The 18,366-nt window shown below is 74.7% G+C and carries 17 protein-coding genes; 10 read left to right on the forward strand and 7 right to left on the reverse strand.

Annotated elements, in window-relative coordinates; translation table 11 throughout:
- Positions 1–18 precede the first annotated feature (18 nt).
- The 3 genes from AB0N04_RS31920 to AB0N04_RS31930 all read right to left on the reverse strand — a co-directional run bounded on the left by AB0N04_RS31920 (position 19) and on the right by AB0N04_RS31930 (position 2,516).
- Positions 19–570: a DNA starvation/stationary phase protection protein gene (locus tag AB0N04_RS31920; RefSeq protein ID WP_360218006.1), complete on the reverse strand. Its 552-nt coding sequence runs from the start codon at positions 568–570 to the stop codon at positions 19–21.
- 246 nt (positions 571–816) lie between these two features.
- Positions 817–1,416: a hypothetical protein gene (locus AB0N04_RS31925; protein ID WP_360218003.1), complete on the reverse strand. Its 600-nt coding sequence runs from the start codon at positions 1,414–1,416 to the stop codon at positions 817–819.
- Positions 1,413–2,516, reverse strand: coding sequence for a polyprenyl synthetase family protein (locus AB0N04_RS31930; RefSeq protein ID WP_360218000.1), 1,104 nt, complete (start codon positions 2,514–2,516; stop codon positions 1,413–1,415). Before AB0N04_RS31930 ends, AB0N04_RS31925 begins: the two co-directional genes overlap by 4 nt.
- A 260-nt stretch (positions 2,517–2,776) precedes the next feature.
- On the opposite strand from AB0N04_RS31930, the gene AB0N04_RS31935 reads away from it, so the two are divergent.
- The 6 genes from AB0N04_RS31935 to AB0N04_RS31960 all read left to right on the forward strand — a co-directional run bounded on the left by AB0N04_RS31935 (position 2,777) and on the right by AB0N04_RS31960 (position 10,252).
- On the forward strand, positions 2,777–4,774 hold the full coding sequence (locus AB0N04_RS31935; RefSeq protein ID WP_360217997.1) for a prolyl oligopeptidase family serine peptidase: 1,998 nt from the start codon (positions 2,777–2,779) through the stop codon (positions 4,772–4,774).
- Entirely contained in the window at positions 4,771–4,929 is a 159-nt protein-coding gene (locus AB0N04_RS31940; RefSeq protein ID WP_181970410.1) for a hypothetical protein, read from the forward strand. The genes AB0N04_RS31935 and AB0N04_RS31940 overlap by 4 nt, the downstream gene beginning before the upstream one ends.
- Before the next feature lie 79 nt (positions 4,930–5,008).
- Positions 5,009–6,946 carry a RiPP maturation radical SAM C-methyltransferase gene (locus tag AB0N04_RS31945; RefSeq protein ID WP_360217994.1) on the forward strand — a complete coding sequence of 646 codons (1,938 nt, stop codon included), beginning with the start codon at positions 5,009–5,011 and terminating at the stop codon, positions 6,944–6,946.
- Complete coding sequence (locus AB0N04_RS31950; RefSeq protein WP_360217992.1) at positions 6,927–7,601, forward strand: DUF5825 family protein; 675 nt, start codon at positions 6,927–6,929, stop codon at positions 7,599–7,601. The genes AB0N04_RS31945 and AB0N04_RS31950 overlap by 20 nt, the downstream gene beginning before the upstream one ends.
- Positions 7,602–7,650: 49 nt before the next feature.
- Positions 7,651–8,850 (forward strand): cytochrome P450, encoded by a 1,200-nt coding sequence (locus AB0N04_RS31955; protein WP_360217990.1) that lies wholly within the window; start codon positions 7,651–7,653, stop codon positions 8,848–8,850.
- Positions 8,843–10,252, forward strand: coding sequence for an MFS transporter (locus tag AB0N04_RS31960; protein ID WP_360217987.1), 1,410 nt, complete (start codon positions 8,843–8,845; stop codon positions 10,250–10,252). Before AB0N04_RS31955 ends, AB0N04_RS31960 begins: the two co-directional genes overlap by 8 nt.
- A 282-nt stretch (positions 10,253–10,534) precedes the next feature.
- Here the strand turns inward: AB0N04_RS31960 and rpmB are convergent, their stop codons facing one another.
- Positions 10,535–10,771 (reverse strand): 50S ribosomal protein L28, encoded by a 237-nt coding sequence (gene rpmB / locus AB0N04_RS31965; RefSeq protein ID WP_360217984.1) that lies wholly within the window; start codon positions 10,769–10,771, stop codon positions 10,535–10,537.
- A gap of 263 nt (positions 10,772–11,034) precedes the next feature.
- Between rpmB and AB0N04_RS31970 the strand changes: the two genes are divergently transcribed.
- The gene (locus AB0N04_RS31970) at positions 11,035–12,405 is read left to right on the forward strand and encodes a histidine-type phosphatase (protein WP_360217981.1); all 1,371 of its coding nucleotides are present in this window, start codon (positions 11,035–11,037) and stop codon (positions 12,403–12,405) included.
- A 63-nt stretch (positions 12,406–12,468) separates the two neighbouring features.
- On the opposite strand, the gene AB0N04_RS31975 is transcribed toward AB0N04_RS31970, so the two are convergent.
- Both AB0N04_RS31975 and AB0N04_RS31980 read right to left on the reverse strand, forming a co-directional pair.
- Positions 12,469–13,200, reverse strand: coding sequence for a YcnI family protein (locus tag AB0N04_RS31975; protein ID WP_360217977.1), 732 nt, complete (start codon positions 13,198–13,200; stop codon positions 12,469–12,471).
- A 137-nt stretch (positions 13,201–13,337) separates the two neighbouring features.
- Positions 13,338–14,045 carry a hypothetical protein gene (locus AB0N04_RS31980; RefSeq protein ID WP_363365629.1) on the reverse strand — a complete coding sequence of 236 codons (708 nt, stop codon included), beginning with the start codon at positions 14,043–14,045 and terminating at the stop codon, positions 13,338–13,340.
- Between the two features lie 224 nt (positions 14,046–14,269).
- On the opposite strand from AB0N04_RS31980, the gene AB0N04_RS31985 reads away from it, so the two are divergent.
- The 3 genes from AB0N04_RS31985 to AB0N04_RS31995 are packed head-to-tail and all read left to right on the forward strand — an operon-like array spanning position 14,270 to position 17,301.
- The gene (locus AB0N04_RS31985; RefSeq protein ID WP_360217971.1) at positions 14,270–15,364 is read left to right on the forward strand and encodes an ABC transporter substrate-binding protein; all 1,095 of its coding nucleotides are present in this window, start codon (positions 14,270–14,272) and stop codon (positions 15,362–15,364) included.
- Positions 15,365–16,429 (forward strand): iron ABC transporter permease, encoded by a 1,065-nt coding sequence (locus tag AB0N04_RS31990; RefSeq protein ID WP_360217968.1) that lies wholly within the window; start codon positions 15,365–15,367, stop codon positions 16,427–16,429. It abuts the gene before it with no gap.
- Positions 16,426–17,301, forward strand: a complete 876-nt coding sequence (locus AB0N04_RS31995; RefSeq protein ID WP_360217965.1) for an ABC transporter ATP-binding protein — start codon at positions 16,426–16,428, stop codon at positions 17,299–17,301. Before AB0N04_RS31990 ends, AB0N04_RS31995 begins: the two co-directional genes overlap by 4 nt.
- 87 nt (positions 17,302–17,388) lie before the next feature.
- Here AB0N04_RS31995 and AB0N04_RS32000 read toward each other — a convergent pair whose 3' ends face one another.
- Positions 17,389–18,330 (reverse strand): isocyanide synthase family protein, encoded by a 942-nt coding sequence (locus AB0N04_RS32000; RefSeq protein WP_360217962.1) that lies wholly within the window; start codon positions 18,328–18,330, stop codon positions 17,389–17,391.
- Positions 18,331–18,366: the final 36 nt, after the last annotated feature.

An 18,366-nucleotide genomic window follows, 5' to 3' on the forward strand; every position in this document is an offset into this window, starting at 1 on the left:
TCAGGCCCGGCGGGGGGCTCAGGCGTCCGTGTCGGGGGTGACGAGGTGCTCGGCCAGGAACCAGACCTGCGTCTCGCCGGTGCGGATGACCTGGGAGACCAGGAGGTCCTGGGTGCCGTCGTCGCCGAGGCCGGCCGTCCGGGTCGCCGCGTCGCGGGTGTCGGCGAGGATGCCCTCGTGCGCGTCGAGGAGGCGCGAGAGCATCGACTGCACGTCCTCGATGCCGTCCGGCGGGCGGTGGACGCCCGTGATCAGCGCGGCGTGCCGGGGGTCGCCGACGGCGACGCCGCCGAGGCTCTGCACCCGTTCGGCGAGCGCGTCGACCAGCTCCAGCTGCTCCTGGGCGTGCTTGTCGAAGAGCAGGTGCAGTTGGTAGGCCGTCGGCCCGCGCATGCCCCAGTGGCACTTCTTGTAGAGGGAGTACAGGAACTGGGTGTCCGCGAGGACGCGGTTGAGCCGCTGGCACGAGTACTGCCGGGCGTCGTGGGAGAGGGCGATCGGCAACTGCGTGACGGTGCCGAACTCCTGGATCTCGGGGCGGTGCTGGTGGAGGCGGGGCTGGCTGGGCACGGTGGTCCTGGGCTCCTCGGTGGGGTCGGGTGAAGGGTGCGCATCGAGTCGGCGCGTCCTGCCGGCGGTGGCGCGCCGATCCGGTGGCCGGGCACGCGGCCCGCGGCGGCATCAGACTAGGAGCGCGCGGGCCGCGGACTGTTCCGACGGCGCACCGCTCACCGCCGGTGCGCGCACGGCGTCGACGGACCGGGCCCTCGGGCGGCACCTGCGGCCAGGGCACGCCTCCGTGACGCCGGAACACCCTCAGGCGTGCGGCGGCAGGACCTCGATGATCTCGGCGATGCCGCCGGCGGTCCGGGTCTCGTACATGACGATCACGTCACCGGGCTTCAGGTGCCGCCACTGCTCCACCTGCAGGGGTGCGAGGCGGACGTCGGCCGTCTCGCCCGGGCCGAGCCGCGGCGCGAACTCCACCCAGAGCCGCGCGACGTTCAGATCCTGTTCCCCGGCCGCGGTGCGGTGACCGATGTCCCACAGCGGTCTGAGCCGGCCGTCCCCGTCGAAGGCGTTCCGGCGTCCGCTCTCCTCCGTTCCCAGCAGGGTCAGGCCGGCCCGGATCGTGCCGTGCCCGACCTCCCAGGCCCGCCACCGGCACCAGCGGCGGGTCCGGTCGAGCATCATCTGCCGAGCGGCTTCGGCGAGCTTCTCCCAGAAGGCGGTGGACACCGGGCGGACGTCCGCGATCTCGATGAGCATGTCGAGCACCGTCTCCCACTCCTGGAGCTCGATGTCCCGGCGGACGTCCGCGATCGTCAGGCCGTTCTCGGCCGTGGCGTTCCCGGGCAGCAGGTCGACGGCCTGCCGGAGGAGGGTGAACGCGTCGTCCGTGCCGTTGGTCGTCAACTGGCACCGGCCGCCCGGTCAGGCCCCGGGATCACGTTGGCCGGCGGGAGGCCTTCGAAGAAGGCGACGGCCTCCTCCCGCCAGTGCGGGCGCCAGCCCGCGGCCTCGGCGCGGGCCGCGTCGGCGCAGCGGCGCATGTCCGCGCGGAGCTTGCCGTCCACGCCCAGCTGCCGGGCCAGCCCGCGGACCTGCTCGACGGTGGCGGCCGGGCAGTGCGGGTCGCCGAGCGCGGACTCGACGACGGCCCGCTGCGACGCGTCCGCGCGGGCGAGCAGGGCGCTCACGGCGTAGCTGCGGCGCCCCGCGCGGAGGTCGGCGCCGGTGGACTTGCCGGTGGCGCCCTCGTCGCCGAAGAGGTCGAGGTAGTCGTCGCGCAGCTGGCCGCCGATGCCGACCAGGGTCGCGTACCGGCGCAGCCGTGCGTCGTGGCCGACCAGGTCCGCGCCGGCGGCCAGCAGGCCCAGGCGCAGCGGGGCGAGCACGGAGTAGCGGGTGGACTTGTACTCGCAGACGGTGTGCAGGAACTCCTCGTCCGGGATCGGGAGGAAGTCGCGTTCGAGGTCGACGATCTGGCCGGTGACCGTCTCGGCGGCCGCGTCCAGCTGCACCTCCAGCATGGCCTGGCGCAGCTCGGCGGGGACGTCGGCCTCCAGCAGGACCCGCATCGAGAGGAAGGCGGCGAGGTCCCCGGCCAGGACGGTCAGGCCGAGCGCGGTGCGGTCCGCGTCCGGGAACTCCCGGCGGTAGGCCTCGTGTGTGGAGGGCCCGCCGCGGCGGACGGGCGCGTCGTCGATGAGGTCGTCGTGGACGAGTCCGTGCGTCTGGAGCAGTTCGATGCTCAGCGCGGCCTCGGCCAGGCCGGGCACCGGCTCGGTGGTCACCAGCCGGGCGGCCTCGTACAGCAGGGCGACCCGCAGCCGCTTGCCGCCGCGCAGTGAGAGGTCCCGCAGCAGCTCCAGGCAGCGCGGGGTGAAGCGGCTGAGCGGCGGTGTGTCGAGGCGCTCCGGCAGGGCCGCGAAGTAGGCCTCGAAGCGGAGGTCGATCCGGCGGCGGTGTTCGGCGGCTCGTGCGCGGGCGGCTGCCATGATCGTCTCGTTCACGGGGCCCACCCTCGCATCCGCCCGGGTCGGCCCGCGCCTCCGGGGTCGGGGCGGGCGGTTCGCCCGGACGGCCGGGGCAGACCTTTCGGCCAGTCGTGCGAAAGGTCTGTTCATGACCACGACACCCCCCTAGAGTGGCCGCGATCCTCCACAAGTGGCCTTTTCTTCACGTCGGTTCACCGGCTCTTCACGGCCGGTTCGCTGACCTCGGGACGTTCAGCGCAGCCTGTTCCCATCATCGAGCCGGAAGGGCCGGGTCCGTGACGCAGGCGTTCCAGTCCCCCGGCTTCGCCGCGTTGGCGGCCGGCCGCGCGGTCGAGACCCGGCTCGTCGACGAGCGCTGGCAGGCGGTGGCCTGGGACCTCGGGACGGGCCGGCGCCGCGTGGTCACCGACCGGCCGGAGGGCGTCCACCTCAGCGAGATCGAACCGGACGGCGACGCCGTCTGGTGGTTCGACGCCGACCACGCGGGGGAAGGGCGGTGGCGGCGCGAGCCCTTCGCCGGCGGTCCGGCCGGCGAGGCGCTGCACGGCGTGCCGCGCGGACGGGCCTACGGCGTCGCCTTCGACCGGACGGGTGCGCTCGCGGCGGTGGCCGTCGGCGTCGACGGCGCCTCGCACTGCTACGTCGGGCCGCCCGCGGGCGAGGCCCGGCTGATCGGCTCGGCGCCGGGGTACCTAGGCCTGGCCGACCTGTCGCCGGACGGCCGGCTGCTCGCGCTCGCCGGGCAGCCCGACGGGGACGACGCGGTGGTCCTGTGGCCGACGGCGGCGCAGGCGGACGACGAGACGGACGGCAGCACGGACGGCACGGCGAACGGCACGGCGAACGGCAGCGCGCACGGACTGCCGGGCGCCCGGCCGGACGGCCCGCTGCGGATCGCCGGGAACCGTGGACTGCGGCTCTGGCCGATCGAGTTCAACCCGCTCGCGGTACCCGAGCCGGAGCTGCTGCTGGTGGTCGAGGAGGAGGACCGGTACGCCCTCGCGACCTGGAGCGCGGACGCGGGGCTGCGCCGGCACCCGGGGCTCTCGTTCGACGCGCAGATCACGGCCGGCTGGTACCAGGGGCCGCGCGGAGTGCTGATCCAGCACGAGCGGGCCGGACGGAGCCGCCTGCTGCTCGCCGACCTCGACCCGCCGGACGGACCGGGGGCGACGACACGGAGGGCGGCCCGGCGGGAGGAGGGAACGCGGCAGGAGCCGGCCTGGCAGGGGACGAGGGACCAGGAACCGGAGCCGGCCCGACGGGCCCCGTCCGTCCGGGAGATCAGCACCCCGGGCGGCACGATCCACGACCTCTCCTGCGCCCCCGACGGCACCCTGTACTGCGTCTGGAGCCGGGAGTCGACACCGCCCCGCCCGCTGGTGCTGCGCCCCGGCACGGAGGTCGCCCACCACCCCGGCCCGGACCACGACGGCACCTCCCGCACCCGGCGCTGGACGACCCGGCCGTACGGGCGCATCCACAGCTTCGTCAGCACCCCGGCCGGCCCCGGCCCGTGGCCGACGCTCTTCCTGGTGCACGGCGGCCCCGCCACCCACGACCGGGACTCCTACGACCCGCGGGTGAACGTCCTGGTGGAGCAGGGCTACGCGGTGGTGCGCACCAACTACCGGGGCTCCACCGGCTACGGCGCCCGCTGGCAGCACGAGTACGGCCACCGGGTCGGGCTGGCCCAGATCGAGGACCTGGCCGCCGTCCGCGCGGACCTGGTCGCCGACGGTACGGCGCTCGCGGAGCGCACCGGCCTGTGCGGGTTCTCGTGGGGCGGCTACCTGGCCCTGCTGGCGATGGGCGCGCAGCCGGACCTGTGGTCGCTCGGCATGGCCGCCCAGCCGATCGCGGACTACCCGGCCGCCTACCGCACCACCACCCCCGCCCTGCGCGCGCTGGACCGGCAGCTCTTCGGCGGGACACCGGACGAGGTCCCGGAGCGCTACCGCGCGGCCGACCCGCGGTCGTACGTGCACCAGGTCCGCTCGCCCGTCCTGCTGGTCGCCTCGCGGACCGACGAGCGCTGCCCGCCCGACCAGGTGGCCCGCTACGCCGCCGACCTGGGCCGGCTGGCGGTGCCGCACGAGCTGCTCTGGGTGGACGGCGGCCACTACAGCCGCCGGACCGCCGACCACCGATCGGTGCTGACCGCGATGGTCCGGTTCGCCGGGCGGTCCTGGCCCGCACCACTCCCCCGGCCACCCCGGGGCGATCGCCCCGGGGTCCCCGCCGAGTCGATGGAAGGAGGTGAACAGCCATGAAGCGACGCAGCATCCAGAACGACCCGATCAGCACCCCGGAGCGTGACCGGGGCGCCGTGGTGGTCCAGAACTTCGCGCTCGACATCACCAAGGCCGCGCCGGTCGCGCCTGCCCTCAAGGGGCAGCCGAAGCCGAAGCCGGAAGCGAAGAAGTGACCCTCCGTCGCTCCGGGGCGCCCACGGTGCCCCGGAGCGACACCTCACCGACCGTCTGCGGACAACAGAAGTGGCCACCATGCGTATCGTCCTGCTGCACATGCCCTGGGGCGCGATCGACGTGCCGTCGCTGGCGCTCGGGATCCTGCACACCGCCGCCGTCCGTGCGGGCCACCGGGTCGACGTGCGCTACGCCAACCTGGACTTCGTGGACTGGGCGGCCGGGACCACGGGATTCGGCGCGGACGACTACCAGTACTTCTCCGAGAAGTCCTACTTCCAGGGCGCGGGGGACTGGGCGTTCGCCGGCGCGCTGTACGGCGACGACGAGCCGGCCCCGGGCCCCGACGGCGACAGTCACGGCGACGGCGACAGTCACAACCACGATTTCGCGGGCTACTTCGAGTACCTCGCCGCCAACGGCGCGAGCGAGCAGGAGATCGCCCTGACCCGGGCCACCCGCGCGATCGCCCCCGCGTTCATCACCCGCCTGGTCGAGGAACTCGCCGCCGACCCACCGGACCTGGTCGGCTTCACCACCACCTTCCAGCAGAACACGGCGAGTCTGGCCGCCGCGAGGCTGCTCAAGCAGCGCTGCCCGCAGGTGCGGACGGTGTTCGGCGGCGCGAACTGCGACGGTCCGCAGGGCGCCGCGCTGCACCGCAACTTCCCCTTCCTGGACTACGTGGTGCGCGGCGAGGGCGAGGCCGCCTTCCCGGCGCTGCTGGCCGGCGGCGACCTCTCCGCGGTCCCCGGGCTGTGCTGGCGCGACGGCTCCGGGAGGTCGACGGCCAACGCGATGTCGACGCGCCCGCTGCCGCCCGCGGCGATCCTGGCGCCCCGCTACGACGGCTTCTTCGAGCGGCTCGACGCCTCCGTCGCGGCCGGCTGGGTCGACCCCAAGCTGGTCGTCGAGGGCTCCCGGGGCTGCTGGTGGGGCGAGAAGCACCACTGCACCTTCTGCGGGCTCAACGGCTCCTCGATGGAGTTCCGTTCCAAGCCCCCGGCGGACTTCCTCGCCGAGGTGCTCGCGCTCGCCGAACGCCACCAGCTGCTGGACGTCTACGTGGTCGACAACATCCTGGACATGGGCTACTTCGACACCGTCCTGAAGTCGCTGACGGAGCTCCCCGTCGACCTGCGGCTGCACTTCGAGATCAAGGCCAACCTGCGCCGCCACCAGTTCCAGCTGCTCGGCGACTCGGGCGCGGCCCAGGTGCAGCCCGGCATCGAGAACCTGAGCACCCGGGTCCTGCGGATCATGGACAAGGGGGTGACGGGCTGCCAGAACGTCCGTGCGCTGCGGGACGCGCAGAGCGCCGGGGTCTCGGTGACCTGGAACTACCTCTACGGCTTCCCCGGCGAGCAGCCGGACGACTACGAGTCGGTGATCCGCCAGCTGCCCGTGCTGCACCACCTGGACCCGCCGACCGGCGCGGGGCGGATCGCGATCGAGCGGTTCAGCCCGTACTTCGACCGCCCCGAGCTCGGCTTCGCGATCACCCGGCCGGCCTTCCAGTACCGCGCGACCTACCGCCTCCCGGAGAGCGAACTGAACGAACTGGCCTACGTGTTCACCGCGCCGCCGCGCGGGATCGGCGGCGGGCTCGCGGAGCGGCTGGGCGCGGCCGTGGACACCTGGCTCGCCCGGTTCCCCGACAGCCGGCTCACCCACCGGGACGCCGGCGACCGGATCGTGCTCGTCAACACCCGTCCCGGGTTCGACTGGCGGGTGGTCGAGCTGACCGATCCGGTGGAGCTCGCCGTCTTCCGGCTGCTCTCCCAGCCCCGGTCGGCCGCCGCGCTGGCCGCCAAGACCCCCGGCGGCGCAGCGGCGGTCGGGCCGGTGCTGGAGCGCTTCACCGCCCTGGGCCTGCTGTTCCACGACGGGGACAGTTTCCTGCAGGTCGCCGTCGAGTCCGACAACCAGGTGCTGATGCGGATGCAGCACCGGCACGGCCCCGTCGCCGTCCACCCCCACGCCGAGGAGGTGCTCGATGCCGTCGCGATCGGCTGAAGCAGCCGACGCCGCCGCCTGGCGTGCGGCCGACCCCGAGGTCGAGCTGTGGCTCGACTACGACCCCGCCGCACGGGAGTTGCCGGGCTACGCGCTCGGTCGCCGCAGGCTGCGCGGCCCGGTGCAGGAGGAGGTCACCGAGCTGCACCGCGCCGGGGTCCGCTGCCTGCGGCTGACCGGGCCGGTGCACCTGTGCGCGGACGCGCCGGCGGCCTCCGCGCGGGCGCTGACGCTGCTGCGCGAGGCGACCGGGCAGGGGCTGGCCGTGCTCTGGCAGGCGGTCTGCACGGACGGCTGCGCCGCGCGGCGCCGGTTCCACCACCTCTACCCGCCCGAGCGGGTGACCGGGTGCGCGCCGGAGGTCGCCGACGGGTGGCGCGCCACGTACTACCCGAGCAAGTGCGTCTTCCGGCGCGGCCCCGGCTTCGTCGAGGTGCGCGACCGCCGGTTCGGGACGCTGGAGCTGTTCACCATCGACGAGCCGGGCCACCTGGCGCAGGTGGAGGCGCTGTCCGAGGGCGTCGACCTCGAGCTGCTGCCGGACGCCGTCCACCGGGACTTCGCCGACGCCGGTCTGATCGCCGAACAGGCCGGCCGCGCCTGGTTCCTGCCCATGCGGGTGCGGCGCTGGCCCTTCCCGTCGCTGACGGTTTAGCCGCGCACGGCCGCCCGTCCGCGAGAGCTTCGATCCCGAGGAGAGATCCATGACCACCGCGGTCGACGACGCCGCCGCGCGGATGTCCGCGTTCATCCGCGACCCCTACCCCACGCTCGCCCGGATCCGCGAGGGCGGCGCGGTCTCCGTCGTGGAGTTCGGCGAGGGCCTGCCGGTCTACCTGGTGACGCGCTACCAGGACGTCCGGGCGGCGCTGATGGACCCGAGCTTCGGGCAGGACGTCCGGCGCAGCCAGGCCATCGCGAGCGGGCGGGGCTCCGGACTGACACTCGGTTCGGAGGTGGTCCACATGCTCAACAGCGACCCGCCGGACCACACCCGGCTGCGCCGGCTGATCCAGGGCGTCTTCACCCGCCGGCGGGTGGACCTGATGCGACCGCTGGTCGAGCGCATCGCCGGCGGCCTGCTGGACGGGCTGCGCGGCCGGGAGACCGCCGACCTGGTGACGGACTTCGCCTTCCCGCTGCCGATCATGGTCATCTGCGATCTGCTGGGCTTCCCCCCGGAGGACATGCAGGCCTTCCGCACCTGGTCGACGGCGATCCTCACCCAGGGCGGCGACCTGACCTTCGCCCAGGCGACCACCGAACTGAACGACTACCTCCGGGAGTTGATGACCGCCCGACGGTCCTCGCCGAGCACGGACATCCTCACCGACCTGGTGCAGGCCTGCGACGCCGGCGAACTCACCGAACAGGAGGTGTTCTCGATGGTCTTCCTGCTGCTGATCGGCGGCCACGAGACCACCGTCAACCTGCTCGGCACCGCCACCCTCGCCCTGCTCCACCACCCCGACCAGCTCGCCTGGCTGCGCGCCAACCCGGCGGCGATGCCGGTCGCGATCGACGAGTTCCTGCGCTACGAGTCCCCGGTGAGCATGGCCACGCTGCGGTTCACCAACGCCGCCGTGACGGTCGACGACGTGGAGATCCCCGCGGACGAGCTGGTGCTGCTCTCGCTCGGCGCGGCCAACCGGGACCCGGCCCGCTTCGCCGACCCGGACCGGCTGATCCTGGACCGCGGCGATCCGGGCCACCTGGCCTTCGGGCAGGGCCTGCACCGGTGCCTCGGCTCCTTCCTCGGCAAGCTGGAGAGCGAGGTGGCGCTGACCGGCCTGCTGGAGCGCTTCACGCGGATCGAACTGGCCGCCGCGGAGGAGACGCTGCCCTGGCGCAACACGATCATGCTGCGCGGCCTGGAGTCGCTGCCGGTCTCACTCGATGGCTAGCCGCTCGGGAGCGGGCGACGCACCGGCGGGCGGCACCGCGGCGGGCGACGCACCGACGGACGGCGCGCCGGCGGGCGACGCACCGACGGGCGACGCACCGACGGACGGCGCGCCGGCGGGCGACACCGCCCGGACGGACGCCGCCCGGACGGGAGGCCCGGGAGCGCGCACCGCGACGGGCCCGGGGCGGTTCCGCCCCCGGATCGGCGCCGCGCCCCTGCGGGCACGCGGCTACCGGCTGCTGGTGATCGGGCAGGGCACCTCGGAGTTCGGCAACGCGTTCCAGCTGGTCGCCCTGCCGCTGCTGGTGTACTCCCTCGCCGGGGGCGCCCGCCAGTTGAGCCTGGTGGTCGCCGCCTACGGCGCGGGGCGGCTGGCCGCCACCCCGCTCGGCGGGATCCTCGCCGACCGGTTCGGGGCCCGGCGGGTGATGCTGACCGCCGACCTCGGCCGGCTGCTCGCCACCGCCGGGCTGTGCGGGATCGCCGCGGCCGGGGTGGCCCGGTTCTGGCTGATCGGCGGGCTCGCGCTGCTGGTCGGCCTCGGGGCGGGGGTGTTCCTGCCGGCCGCCTGGGCGATCACGCCGACCCTGCTGCCCGCCGAGGACCTGCACGCGGGCAACGCGCTGAACAGCACGGTCACCTTCGGGGCCGGACTGCTCGGTCCGGCGCTGGCCGGCCCGCTGGTCGCCTGGCTGGACCCGGCCGCCGCCCTGGGCGTGGACGCGGCGACCTTCGCCGTGTCGGCGGTGACGCTGCTGCTGATCGGTCGCGGCACCCCCGTCGCACCGCCCGGCCCGGTGTCCGAACGGGCCTCCGTGCCGCGGAACTTCCGTGCCCTGCTGCGGGAGTCCCCGTTGCTGCGGGCGGTGCTGACGGTGACGGTGATCGCCAACCTGACGGTGGGCGGTGCCACCCGGGTCGCCCTGCCGACCCTGGCCACCCACGGCTTCGGCGCCGGTGCCGTCGGGCTGGGCCTGCTGCTGGCCGCGTTCACCGGCGGCGCGCTGGTCGGCGGCCTGTTCGCGGCCGGGCTCACCGAGGTGCGCTCGCGGGGCCGTACGGCGATGCGCTCCGGTCTGGTGATGGGTGCGGCGATCGGCCTGGTGCCGTTCACCGGCCTGGTCGGCGCCGTGCTGCTGCTCTGCCTGGCCGGCGGCGCCAGCACGGTGACCAACGTCCTGGTCGTCACCGGCGTGCAGAGGAGCACTCCGCCCGCGCTGCTGGCCCGGGTCATGGCGGCCGTCACCTTCTGCGCGCTGGGGGTCTTCCCGCTCTCGGTGATCGCGGCCGGCGCGGCGGTGGACGCGTTCGGGAGCCGGAGCGTGTTCGCGGCCACGGGGCTCTGCCTCCTGGGCGCCTTCGGGTACGCGTTGACCAGGCCCGCGATCCGCGGACTGTGAGGGCACCGCCCGCCCGGTGGCGGGGGTGGCAGATGCCAGGTCGGACGGCCGTTCGGTCGGGCCAATGCGATCCGAATGTCCCCTCGGGGCCATCGGGGGTCAGGAGACGGGTTCGAGGAGGTCCCCGAAAGCGTCGGGCAGGACCTTCCCGCTCCGCTCCCCCGCCATCAGCTCGGCGTCGGTGAGCAGGCAGGAGTCGAGGAGTCCGACGATCCCGTGGGTGTCCAGCCCCTCGGCGGTGAAGACGAGTTGCTGGACGCGGTCACCATGGGCGGCGTGCCATCAGACCTTCCCTCCTCGGGCGCGGATGCGGGCGACGGCCGCCTCGACGCCGATCGCGTCGACGGTGCGGATGCCCTTGGCGCTGAGCGTGAGCCGGACGTACCGGCCCTCTCCGGGCAGCCAGTAGCGCTTGTGCTGGATGTCGGGGTCGAACCGGCGGGGGGTGCGGCGGTGCGAGTGCGAGATCGCGTTGCCGAAACCCGGCCGGCGGCCGGTCAGTTGGCAGTGGGCGGACATCGGGGCTCCGTCCTGGGGTGCGATGCGAGCGGGTCGGGCGGTCGGTGCGGCCACTCTACATGAAAATGGATGTCATTTCACAAGGCCCTCGCTCACCCGCCCGGCGGCCACCAGCCCGGGCACGCCGGTTCGACCGGCGGCAGGCGTTCAGCCGCCCGTAACCCCGGCCATGACACGACGTCGACAGGGCTTCTCGTCACCGTGTCACCGTGCGACGGCCCGGAGCTACCGACCGGTAGACCGATCCGACCCGAAGGGCCGCCGTGAAGCGCACCGCCCCCCTGTCCGCTGTCATGGCCGTCTCCCTCGCCGCCGGCGTGCTGTTCACCGCCGGCACCGCGTCCGCGCGGGAACGGCCCGCCACGTCGCACACCGGGCACGACCTCTACGGGACCAAGACCCCCTACGCCCCGCAGGGCGGGCCGGGCCACTACCAGAAGCCGCCGAAGGGCTTCGTGCCGGTCTTCACCGAGAACGTCGCCCGCCACGGCTCCCGCGCCATGACCGACAGCGGCGACGGCGACGCCGTCCTCGCCGTCCTGCGCCGGGCGCAGGACCGGGGCGCGCTCACCGGCCTCGGTGCGCGACTGGGCCCGCAGGTGCAGTCGCTGCTGTCCGCGGCCGCCGCCCTCGGCTACGGCAACCTCTCCGCCCGCGGCGCCGAGGAGCACCGGCAGACCGCGCTGCGCATGGAGCAGCGGCTGCCGTCCCTGTTCGCGGGCATCGCCGCCCGGCACGAGCCGATCGTGGTGGAGACCTCGGGGGTGCCGCGGGCGGTCGCCAGCGCCGGTGCGTTCACGGGCGGTCTGACCTCCGGCGATCCGGCGCTCACGGGCCTGATCAAGGAGCCGGTCACCGACAAGGACCTGCTGTACTTCCACAAGCAGCCGCAGAACGCCGACTACCAGGCGTACGTGAAGGGCGATCCGGCGCTGGCCGCGGTCCTCGCGCGGATCGACGGTGACCCGCGCACGGCCGAGACGGCGCACCGGGTCGTCGCGCGCCTGTTCCGGGCGGACTTCACCGCGACGATGTCCGCCGCGGACCAGGTCTCCTTCGCCCGCTCGCTGTACCAGCTGTACGGCGCGGCGCCCGACCTCCGCACCGAGGCGCCGGACGTCGACCTCGCCCCGTTCCTGACCGACCGCGACGCCCGGTGGCTCGCCTACCTCGACGACGCCGAGGAGTTCTACCAGAAGGGCCCCGCGTTCAGCGGACGCACCATCACCTACCGGATGGCCGGGGTCCTGCTGGACGACCTCCTCGCCCGGGCCGGGGCCAAGGCCGCCGGCACCGACGGCGACGGCGCGGTGCTGCGCTTCACCCACGCCGAGGAGATCGAGCCGCTCGCCGCCCTGATGGGCCTGCCGGGCAGCACCGCGCCCGCCGACCCGGGGCAGCCCTACACCTACCGGAACAACCCCTGGCGCGGTGCGGAGGTCTCGCCGATGGCGGCCAACATCCAGTGGGACCTCTTCGCGAACACGCCCTCCGACGGCCGGCCGGCCACGCACCTGGTGCGCATGCTCTACAACGAGAAGGAGACCGCCTTCAAGGCGTCCTGCAAGCCCGTGGCCAAGGGCAGCTACTTCTACGCGCTCGACGAGCTCGAGCACTGCCTGGCCCACGGCTGACGCCCGCCCGCCGCGGGCGGCGGGCCCGGGTGAGCGCCTGGTGGGCGCCCACCCGGGGCGGGGTCAGGACCGGCGGCCGTCGCGCCGGCGCAGGCCGAGGACGCCGAAGGCCGTCCCGGCGACGCCGACGAGGATGCCGACGACGCCGAGGGTGCGGGCCGTGGTGTCGGAGGAGGACGAGGACGACGCGGCGGCCGCGGGTGCCGCCTGCGGGGCGGCCGCCGGGTGGTCGGTGTCGCCGTCGGCGGCGGCCTTGGTGAGGGTGAGGGTCGGGGCCGGGTGCTGGGGCTCGGGCTGGCCGGCCGCGCTCTCGTCGATCCAGCGGACCACGGTGCCGTCGTCGTAGGTCTGCAGGGCCTTGAAGACCACCTTGTCGGTGTCGGTGGGCAGCGCGCCGAGGGAGATCCGGAAGTCCTGGAACTGGCCGGGGGCGATCTTGGTCCCGGCGGCCGCGGTCCAGGTGACCTTCGAGACGGCCTCGGTGATCTCGTCGCCGTCGTCGGTCTTGATCGGGGTGGACAGCTTGGTCTTCTCGGTCGTGGCGGTCCAGCCGGGCAGCGGCTCGGTGGCGACCGAGGCGATCGGGTGGTCGGCCGGCAGGGTGACCTCCAGCTCGGTCGTGGCGGCGGTGTCGCTCTCGTCCGGGACGCGGAAGGCGATGGCGGTGTAGCCGCCCTGGGAGGCGGTGCCGGGCTGGACGGTCACGTGCGCGAACGCGGGGGCGGCGGTGGCGAGCACGGCGGCGGTGGCCAGCGCGGCCGCGGTGGCGACGCGTCGGGAAGCGGTGGAGCGCATGGGGCGGGGTTCTCCGTCCGGGAGATGGGCACGGCGTGCACCGGCGCGGCGGAAGCCGGGCCGGGGCCGTGCGGGGAGGGGGATCGTGACGGTCGGTGCGGCGCCCTGGGCCATGAGCCGGCGGCCCTAGACACGCCCTAGACGCCGACCGTCCGTGGAGGCCCCCGGAGGACCAGGCTGTGCCGCAGGACCGCCGGCCTCGGGAGCACCTCGTCGGCGCGGCCGACCGGAGCGGCGCGGGGCGCGGTCCGCGGGCGGACGGGAGCGGCCCGACCGGCCAGCCGGGCCACGGTGTCGGAGAACCGTCGGCGCCAGCCGCGGGCCGACTCCGGCAGGGCCCGCGCCAGGTCCATCAGCCGCCACAGGAGGACCTTGACCCGGTGCAGCAGCCACCCCGTGGCGAGCGCCGCACCGGCGTGGGCGGCGAGCATGGCCGGCGAGTGCCCGAGCATCCCGGAATGGGCCGCCGTGTGCGCGGCGCCGCCGCCGGTCACCGCGGCCGGGTGGTGGACGTGCACGTGCCCGCCCGGAGCGGCGACCCTCCTGGTCCGGTCGGGCAGGGGCGCTTCCGGGGCCGCCTGCAGCCACAGGTGCAGGCCCAGCTGGCCGACCGAGAAGGCGCCCGTGATCGTGGGCAACGACCGTCGCCGCCCCGACCCGGCGGCACCGGCGAGGGCCGTGACCAGCCAGCCGAGGAGCAGCGGGCCCGGCTCCACCCGGCCACCGGCCGCGGTGTGGGCGGCCGCGGCCAGCGCGACGCTCACCGAGGCCAGCACGACCGCCCGCACCAGCCGCACATCGGCGGCGGCGGTGCGGGAGCGCGGGAGGGACGGCGGCGCGGGCATGGCCGCCCCATCATGGCAGCCCGGCCCGGGCCGGGCGGCCGTCCCCCCGAAACCCTCCCGGGGCCCCCGCAACGGCGTGCGGCATCACCACGCGGCATGGCGCCGGGGAGCGGCCCGGGAAAATCCCGGACGCACCCGGGAACTACTCCGGCGCCGGGCCCGACTACCAGAGCCGGGCCCGCAACCGTCGGCCCACTGCACCCGGATGTTCCCAGGAGAGTTCCATGCGTTCTCGTGTGTTGTGCGGCATGGCCGCCGCCGTCGCCGTCCTCGTGACGGGATGCAGCAGTGACGGAGGTGCCGGGGCCGGCGACGCGGGAGCGGCGACGTCCGCAGCTGCTTCCGGGGCCCCGTCGGCAGCGGCGTTCCCGGTCACGGCCACGGACTGTGCCGGCAAGGAGACGGTGTTCGACGCGGCGCCGAAGAGGATCGTCACCAGCAACGCCTCCGGCCTGGAGATGCTGCTGCAGCTCGGTGCGGGCGACCGGGTGATCGGCACGGGCTTCCCGCCCGGCAAGGGCACCCTGCCCGCCGGGATCGCCGACGCCGGCGCCAGGGTGCCGGTGCTCGGGGACATGGTGATCCCCAAGGAGAAGCTGCTCGGCTCCGGCGCCGACCTGTACGTGGAGACCTTCGCCGACATGGGCGGCATGGGCGGCGGGATGGGCACCACGCCGACCGACCAGGAGTACCGGGCCGCCGGGATCAAGCGGGTCTTCCTGCACTCCACCTCCTGCGCGGCCACGGCCCCGGCCGCCGTGCAGGACCTCGCCGGTGTCGAGACCGACATCAGGAGCCTCGGCAAGGTCACCGGCACCTCGGCCAAGGCCGAAGGCCTGGTCGCGGACATGGAGAAGAAGGTCGCAACGGTGCGGACCGCGCTGGCCGGGGTGCCGGCGGACAAGCGCCCCGGCTACTTCTTCTTCGACTTCGACGCCGGCACCAAGCAGCCGATGGCGGTGGGCAACCGGCAGGTCGGCAACGCCGTGATCGGGCTCGCCGGTGCCCGCAACGTGTTCGGCGACCTCGACGGCGACTTCAAGCCCGTCTCCTGGGAGGACGTCGTCGCGAAGAACCCCGACTGGATCCAGCTCGGCGTGCGCAACCGCGGCAGCGAGGCCGAGAACGGGAAGGCGTTCGACGAGGCGGAGAAGTTCCTGCGCGAGTTCCCCGCCACCAAGGGGCTCAAGGCCGTCCAGGAGGGCCGCTTCGTGCGGATCGGCTCCGAGGTGACCACCATCGCCGGCACCCGCAACGCCGACACCGTCGAGCAGATCGCACACGCCCTCTTCCCCGACCTGGTCAAGGACGCCCGGTAGATGACGGCCGCACCCGCTGCGGCGCCCGTCCGCCGGCCCGCGCGCACCGCGCGGGCCGGCGCCGTCGCGTCCGCCCTCGTCGCCGCACTGGTCCTCGCGCTCACCCTGGCCGTCTCGTTCGGTTCCGTGGACATCCCGGTCCACGAGGTGTGGACGGTGGTGGCGCACCGGATCACCGGGACGGCGCCCGAGGCCGGCACCCGGGACCTGATCGTCTGGCAGCTGCGCGTCCCCCGCGCCCTGCTCGCGGCACTCGTCGGTGCCGGACTGGGCCTGGTCGGCACCGCCGTCCAGGCCCTGGTGCGCAATCCGCTGGCCGACCCCTACCTGCTGGGCATCTCCTCCGGTGCGTCGCTGGGCGCCGTCGCCGTCATCGTCCTCGGTGCCGGCACCGGCTTCGCGTTCGGCTTCGGCGTCTCCGCCGCCGCGTTCGCGGGGGCCCTGGGCTCCTTCGCCCTGGTGTGGGCGATCGCCCGGCGCGGCGGCGGCTTCGCCCCGATGCGCCTGGTGCTGGCCGGGGTGGCCATCGGGCAGTTCCTCTCCGGGTTCACCAGCTTCCTCGTCCTCCAGGCCGGGGACGACCAGCAGACCCGGGGCGTGCTGTTCTGGCTCATGGGCAGTCTCGGCGCGGCGACCTGGGACCAGCTCGCCGCCCCGGCCGCCGCCGTCGCCCTGGGCTGGCTGGCCCTCCAGGCCCGGGCCCGGCACCTCAACGCCCTGCTGATGGGCGACGAGACCGCCGCCGGACTCGGCGTCGACACCGCCCGGCTGCGCCGCGAGCTGTTCGCCGTCACCAGCCTGCTGACCGGGGTGCTGGTCGCGGTCTCGGGCGCGATCGGCTTCGTCGGCCTGCTGGTCCCGCACGTGTGCCGGCTCGTCGTGGGCGGCGACCACCGCCGGCTGCTGCCGCTGTCCGCGCTGACCGGTGCCGTCCTGCTGGTCGCGGTGGACACCGTCGCCCGCAACGCCCTGGACACCCAGGAGCTGCCGATCGGCGTCGTCACCGCGGTCGTCGGCGCGCCCGTCCTGCTGTACCTGCTCGACCGACGGCTGGAGCGCGGATGAGGATCACCATCGAGCAGGTCACCGTCGCCCTCGGGGGCCGGGACGTGCTCTCCGACGTCGGACTGATCGCCGCCGAGGGCGAGATCGCGGGGCTGGTCGGGCCGAACGGCAGCGGCAAGTCCACCCTGCTGCGCACCGTCTACCGGCACCTGCGTCCGCGGGCCGGCCGGGTGCTGCTGGCCTCGCGCGACGTGCGCTCACTGGCCCCGGCCGAGGCCGCCCGGCACGTCGCGGCGCTGCCCCAGGAGCGCGGCTCGGACTTCGAGTTCAGCGTCCGCGAGGTCGTGGCGATGGGCCGGACCCCGTACAAGCGGGCCTTCGCCGGGGACGACGAGCGGGACCGGGCCGCGGTCGCCGAGGCGCTGGAGCAGGTCGGCCTCGGGGCGTACGCGGACCGCCGGTTCGCGCAGCTGTCCGGCGGGGAGCGGCAGCGGGTGCTGCTGGCGCGGGCGTTCGCGCAGCAGCCGGACGTGCTGGTGCTGGACGAACCGACCAACCACCTCGACGTCCGGCACCAGGTGGAGCTGCTGGCCGTGCTGCGCGCGCAGCGCCGCACCACGCTGATCTCGCTGCACGACCTGAACGCCGCGGCCTCGCTCTGCGACCGGCTGCACGTCCTGCACCGGGGTGCGCTGGTGGCCTCCGGCACGCCGCGGGAGGTGCTGACGCCCGAGCTGCTGGCGGAGGTGTTCGGCGTGCGGGCGGCCGTGGTGGAGCATCCGCTGACCGGTGATCCGCTGATCGCCTTCGACCACCGGCAGCCCGCCCCGGCGACGCGCGCGGAGGCGTCCACCGGTGGGACCGCCGGTGAGACGTCCACCGGTGGGACCGCCGGGGAGGCCTCCGCCGGGGAGCGGACCGTCCCCGTGTAGTGCCGCCGGACCGCCGCCCCCGGGCTCCCGTCGGGAGCCCGGGGGCGGTCGTGCGTCGGGCGCCTGCCGCGCCCGGCCGACGGATGGTCAGGACTCCTCGAAGTGGCTGGGCCGCCCGGCCCGCAGCACCAGGCTGCCCTGCTGCTCGGCGTCGGCCCGGCGCATCAACCGCCAGCTGCCGTCCGCGCGGTGCAGGACGGTGGAGTGCCACGGGGTGGTCCAGGCGTCCGGGGCGTCGAGCAGACGGATCCCGAACTTGGCGGCACCGCGCGGCTGCGGGTGGATGGACAGGCGGACGGTGCGGGGGTGGTGCTCGGCGATGAGGTCGCCCCAGGCGCGGCTGCGCTGGATGACCCCGTACGCGCGGCGGCGGCACTCCCGTTGGAGGGCCGATCTGGTGCCGGTGAAGTCCACGGTGTCCTCGGTGAGGAAGCGGGTGATGCCCCGGTAGAGGGCGAGGGTGTGTCCGTCGCGCTTCACCTCGGCGCGCAGGTCCTCGACGGTGGGCGCGTACGCGGCGTGCACCCGGGCGCGCTTCTCGTCGTACGGGAGGTCGCCGAGCACGTCGCGCAGGTCGAAGACGGAGAGGCTGGTCAGGCCCTCGCGGCGGATCATGGCGGCGAGTTCGTCGGAGTAGGCGTCGATGTGCGGATCGGGGACGCGGATCAGGTCGCCGAAGATGTGCCCGTCGGAGCAGATCTCCATCCGGGCGCCGGGCTCGTACACCTCGCCGACCGCCCGGCAGAGGTCGTCGAGGAAGGTGAGCGAGAGCCGCTCGCCCTCGTCGGGGAGGTGTCCGAGGACCTTGGCGGGGCTGGGCGACTTGCAGGGGAAGCCGGGCAGGGTGAAGACGATCCGGTCCCCCGCCTCGACGAACTCGGCCAGTTGCCGGAGCTGTTCGGGGAAGTCGTCGGCTCCGGCCGCAGCGGCGGTGTCGGTGGCTCGGCGGTGGGGCAGCAGCAGGTCCAGGACGGCGGCGCAGGTCTGCCGGACGGATCTGGAGGTACCCAGAACGGACGGGGTGGGCATGCGTCTCCTCCGTGAGGGCATGGCGGGGCGGCGGCC

This window comes from Kitasatospora sp. NPDC051702 (genome assembly GCF_040681575.1).
Taxonomy (GTDB): domain Bacteria; phylum Actinomycetota; class Actinomycetes; order Streptomycetales; family Streptomycetaceae; genus Kitasatospora.

Coding starts and splice junctions, on each gene's coding strand:
- AB0N04_RS31940 (WP_181970410.1), top strand. CDS start 4,771: ATGAAGCGACGCAGCATCCAGAACGACCCGATCAGCACCCCGGAGCGT.
- AB0N04_RS31945 (WP_360217994.1), top strand. CDS start 5,009: ATGCGTATCGTCCTGCTGCACATGCCCTGGGGCGCGATCGACGTGCCG.
- AB0N04_RS31950 (WP_360217992.1), top strand. CDS start 6,927: ATGCCGTCGCGATCGGCTGAAGCAGCCGACGCCGCCGCCTGGCGTGCG.
- AB0N04_RS31955 (WP_360217990.1), top strand. CDS start 7,651: ATGACCACCGCGGTCGACGACGCCGCCGCGCGGATGTCCGCGTTCATC.
- AB0N04_RS31960 (WP_360217987.1), top strand. CDS start 8,843: ATGGCTAGCCGCTCGGGAGCGGGCGACGCACCGGCGGGCGGCACCGCG.
- rpmB (WP_360217984.1), bottom strand. CDS start 10,771: ATGTCCGCCCACTGCCAACTGACCGGCCGCCGGCCGGGTTTCGGCAAC.
- AB0N04_RS31975 (WP_360217977.1), bottom strand. CDS start 13,200: ATGCGCTCCACCGCTTCCCGACGCGTCGCCACCGCGGCCGCGCTGGCC.
- AB0N04_RS31980 (WP_363365629.1), bottom strand. CDS start 14,045: ATGCCCGCGCCGCCGTCCCTCCCGCGCTCCCGCACCGCCGCCGCCGAT.
- AB0N04_RS31985 (WP_360217971.1), top strand. CDS start 14,270: ATGCGTTCTCGTGTGTTGTGCGGCATGGCCGCCGCCGTCGCCGTCCTC.
- AB0N04_RS31990 (WP_360217968.1), top strand. CDS start 15,365: ATGACGGCCGCACCCGCTGCGGCGCCCGTCCGCCGGCCCGCGCGCACC.
- AB0N04_RS31995 (WP_360217965.1), top strand. CDS start 16,426: ATGAGGATCACCATCGAGCAGGTCACCGTCGCCCTCGGGGGCCGGGAC.
- AB0N04_RS32000 (WP_360217962.1), bottom strand. CDS start 18,330: ATGCCCACCCCGTCCGTTCTGGGTACCTCCAGATCCGTCCGGCAGACC.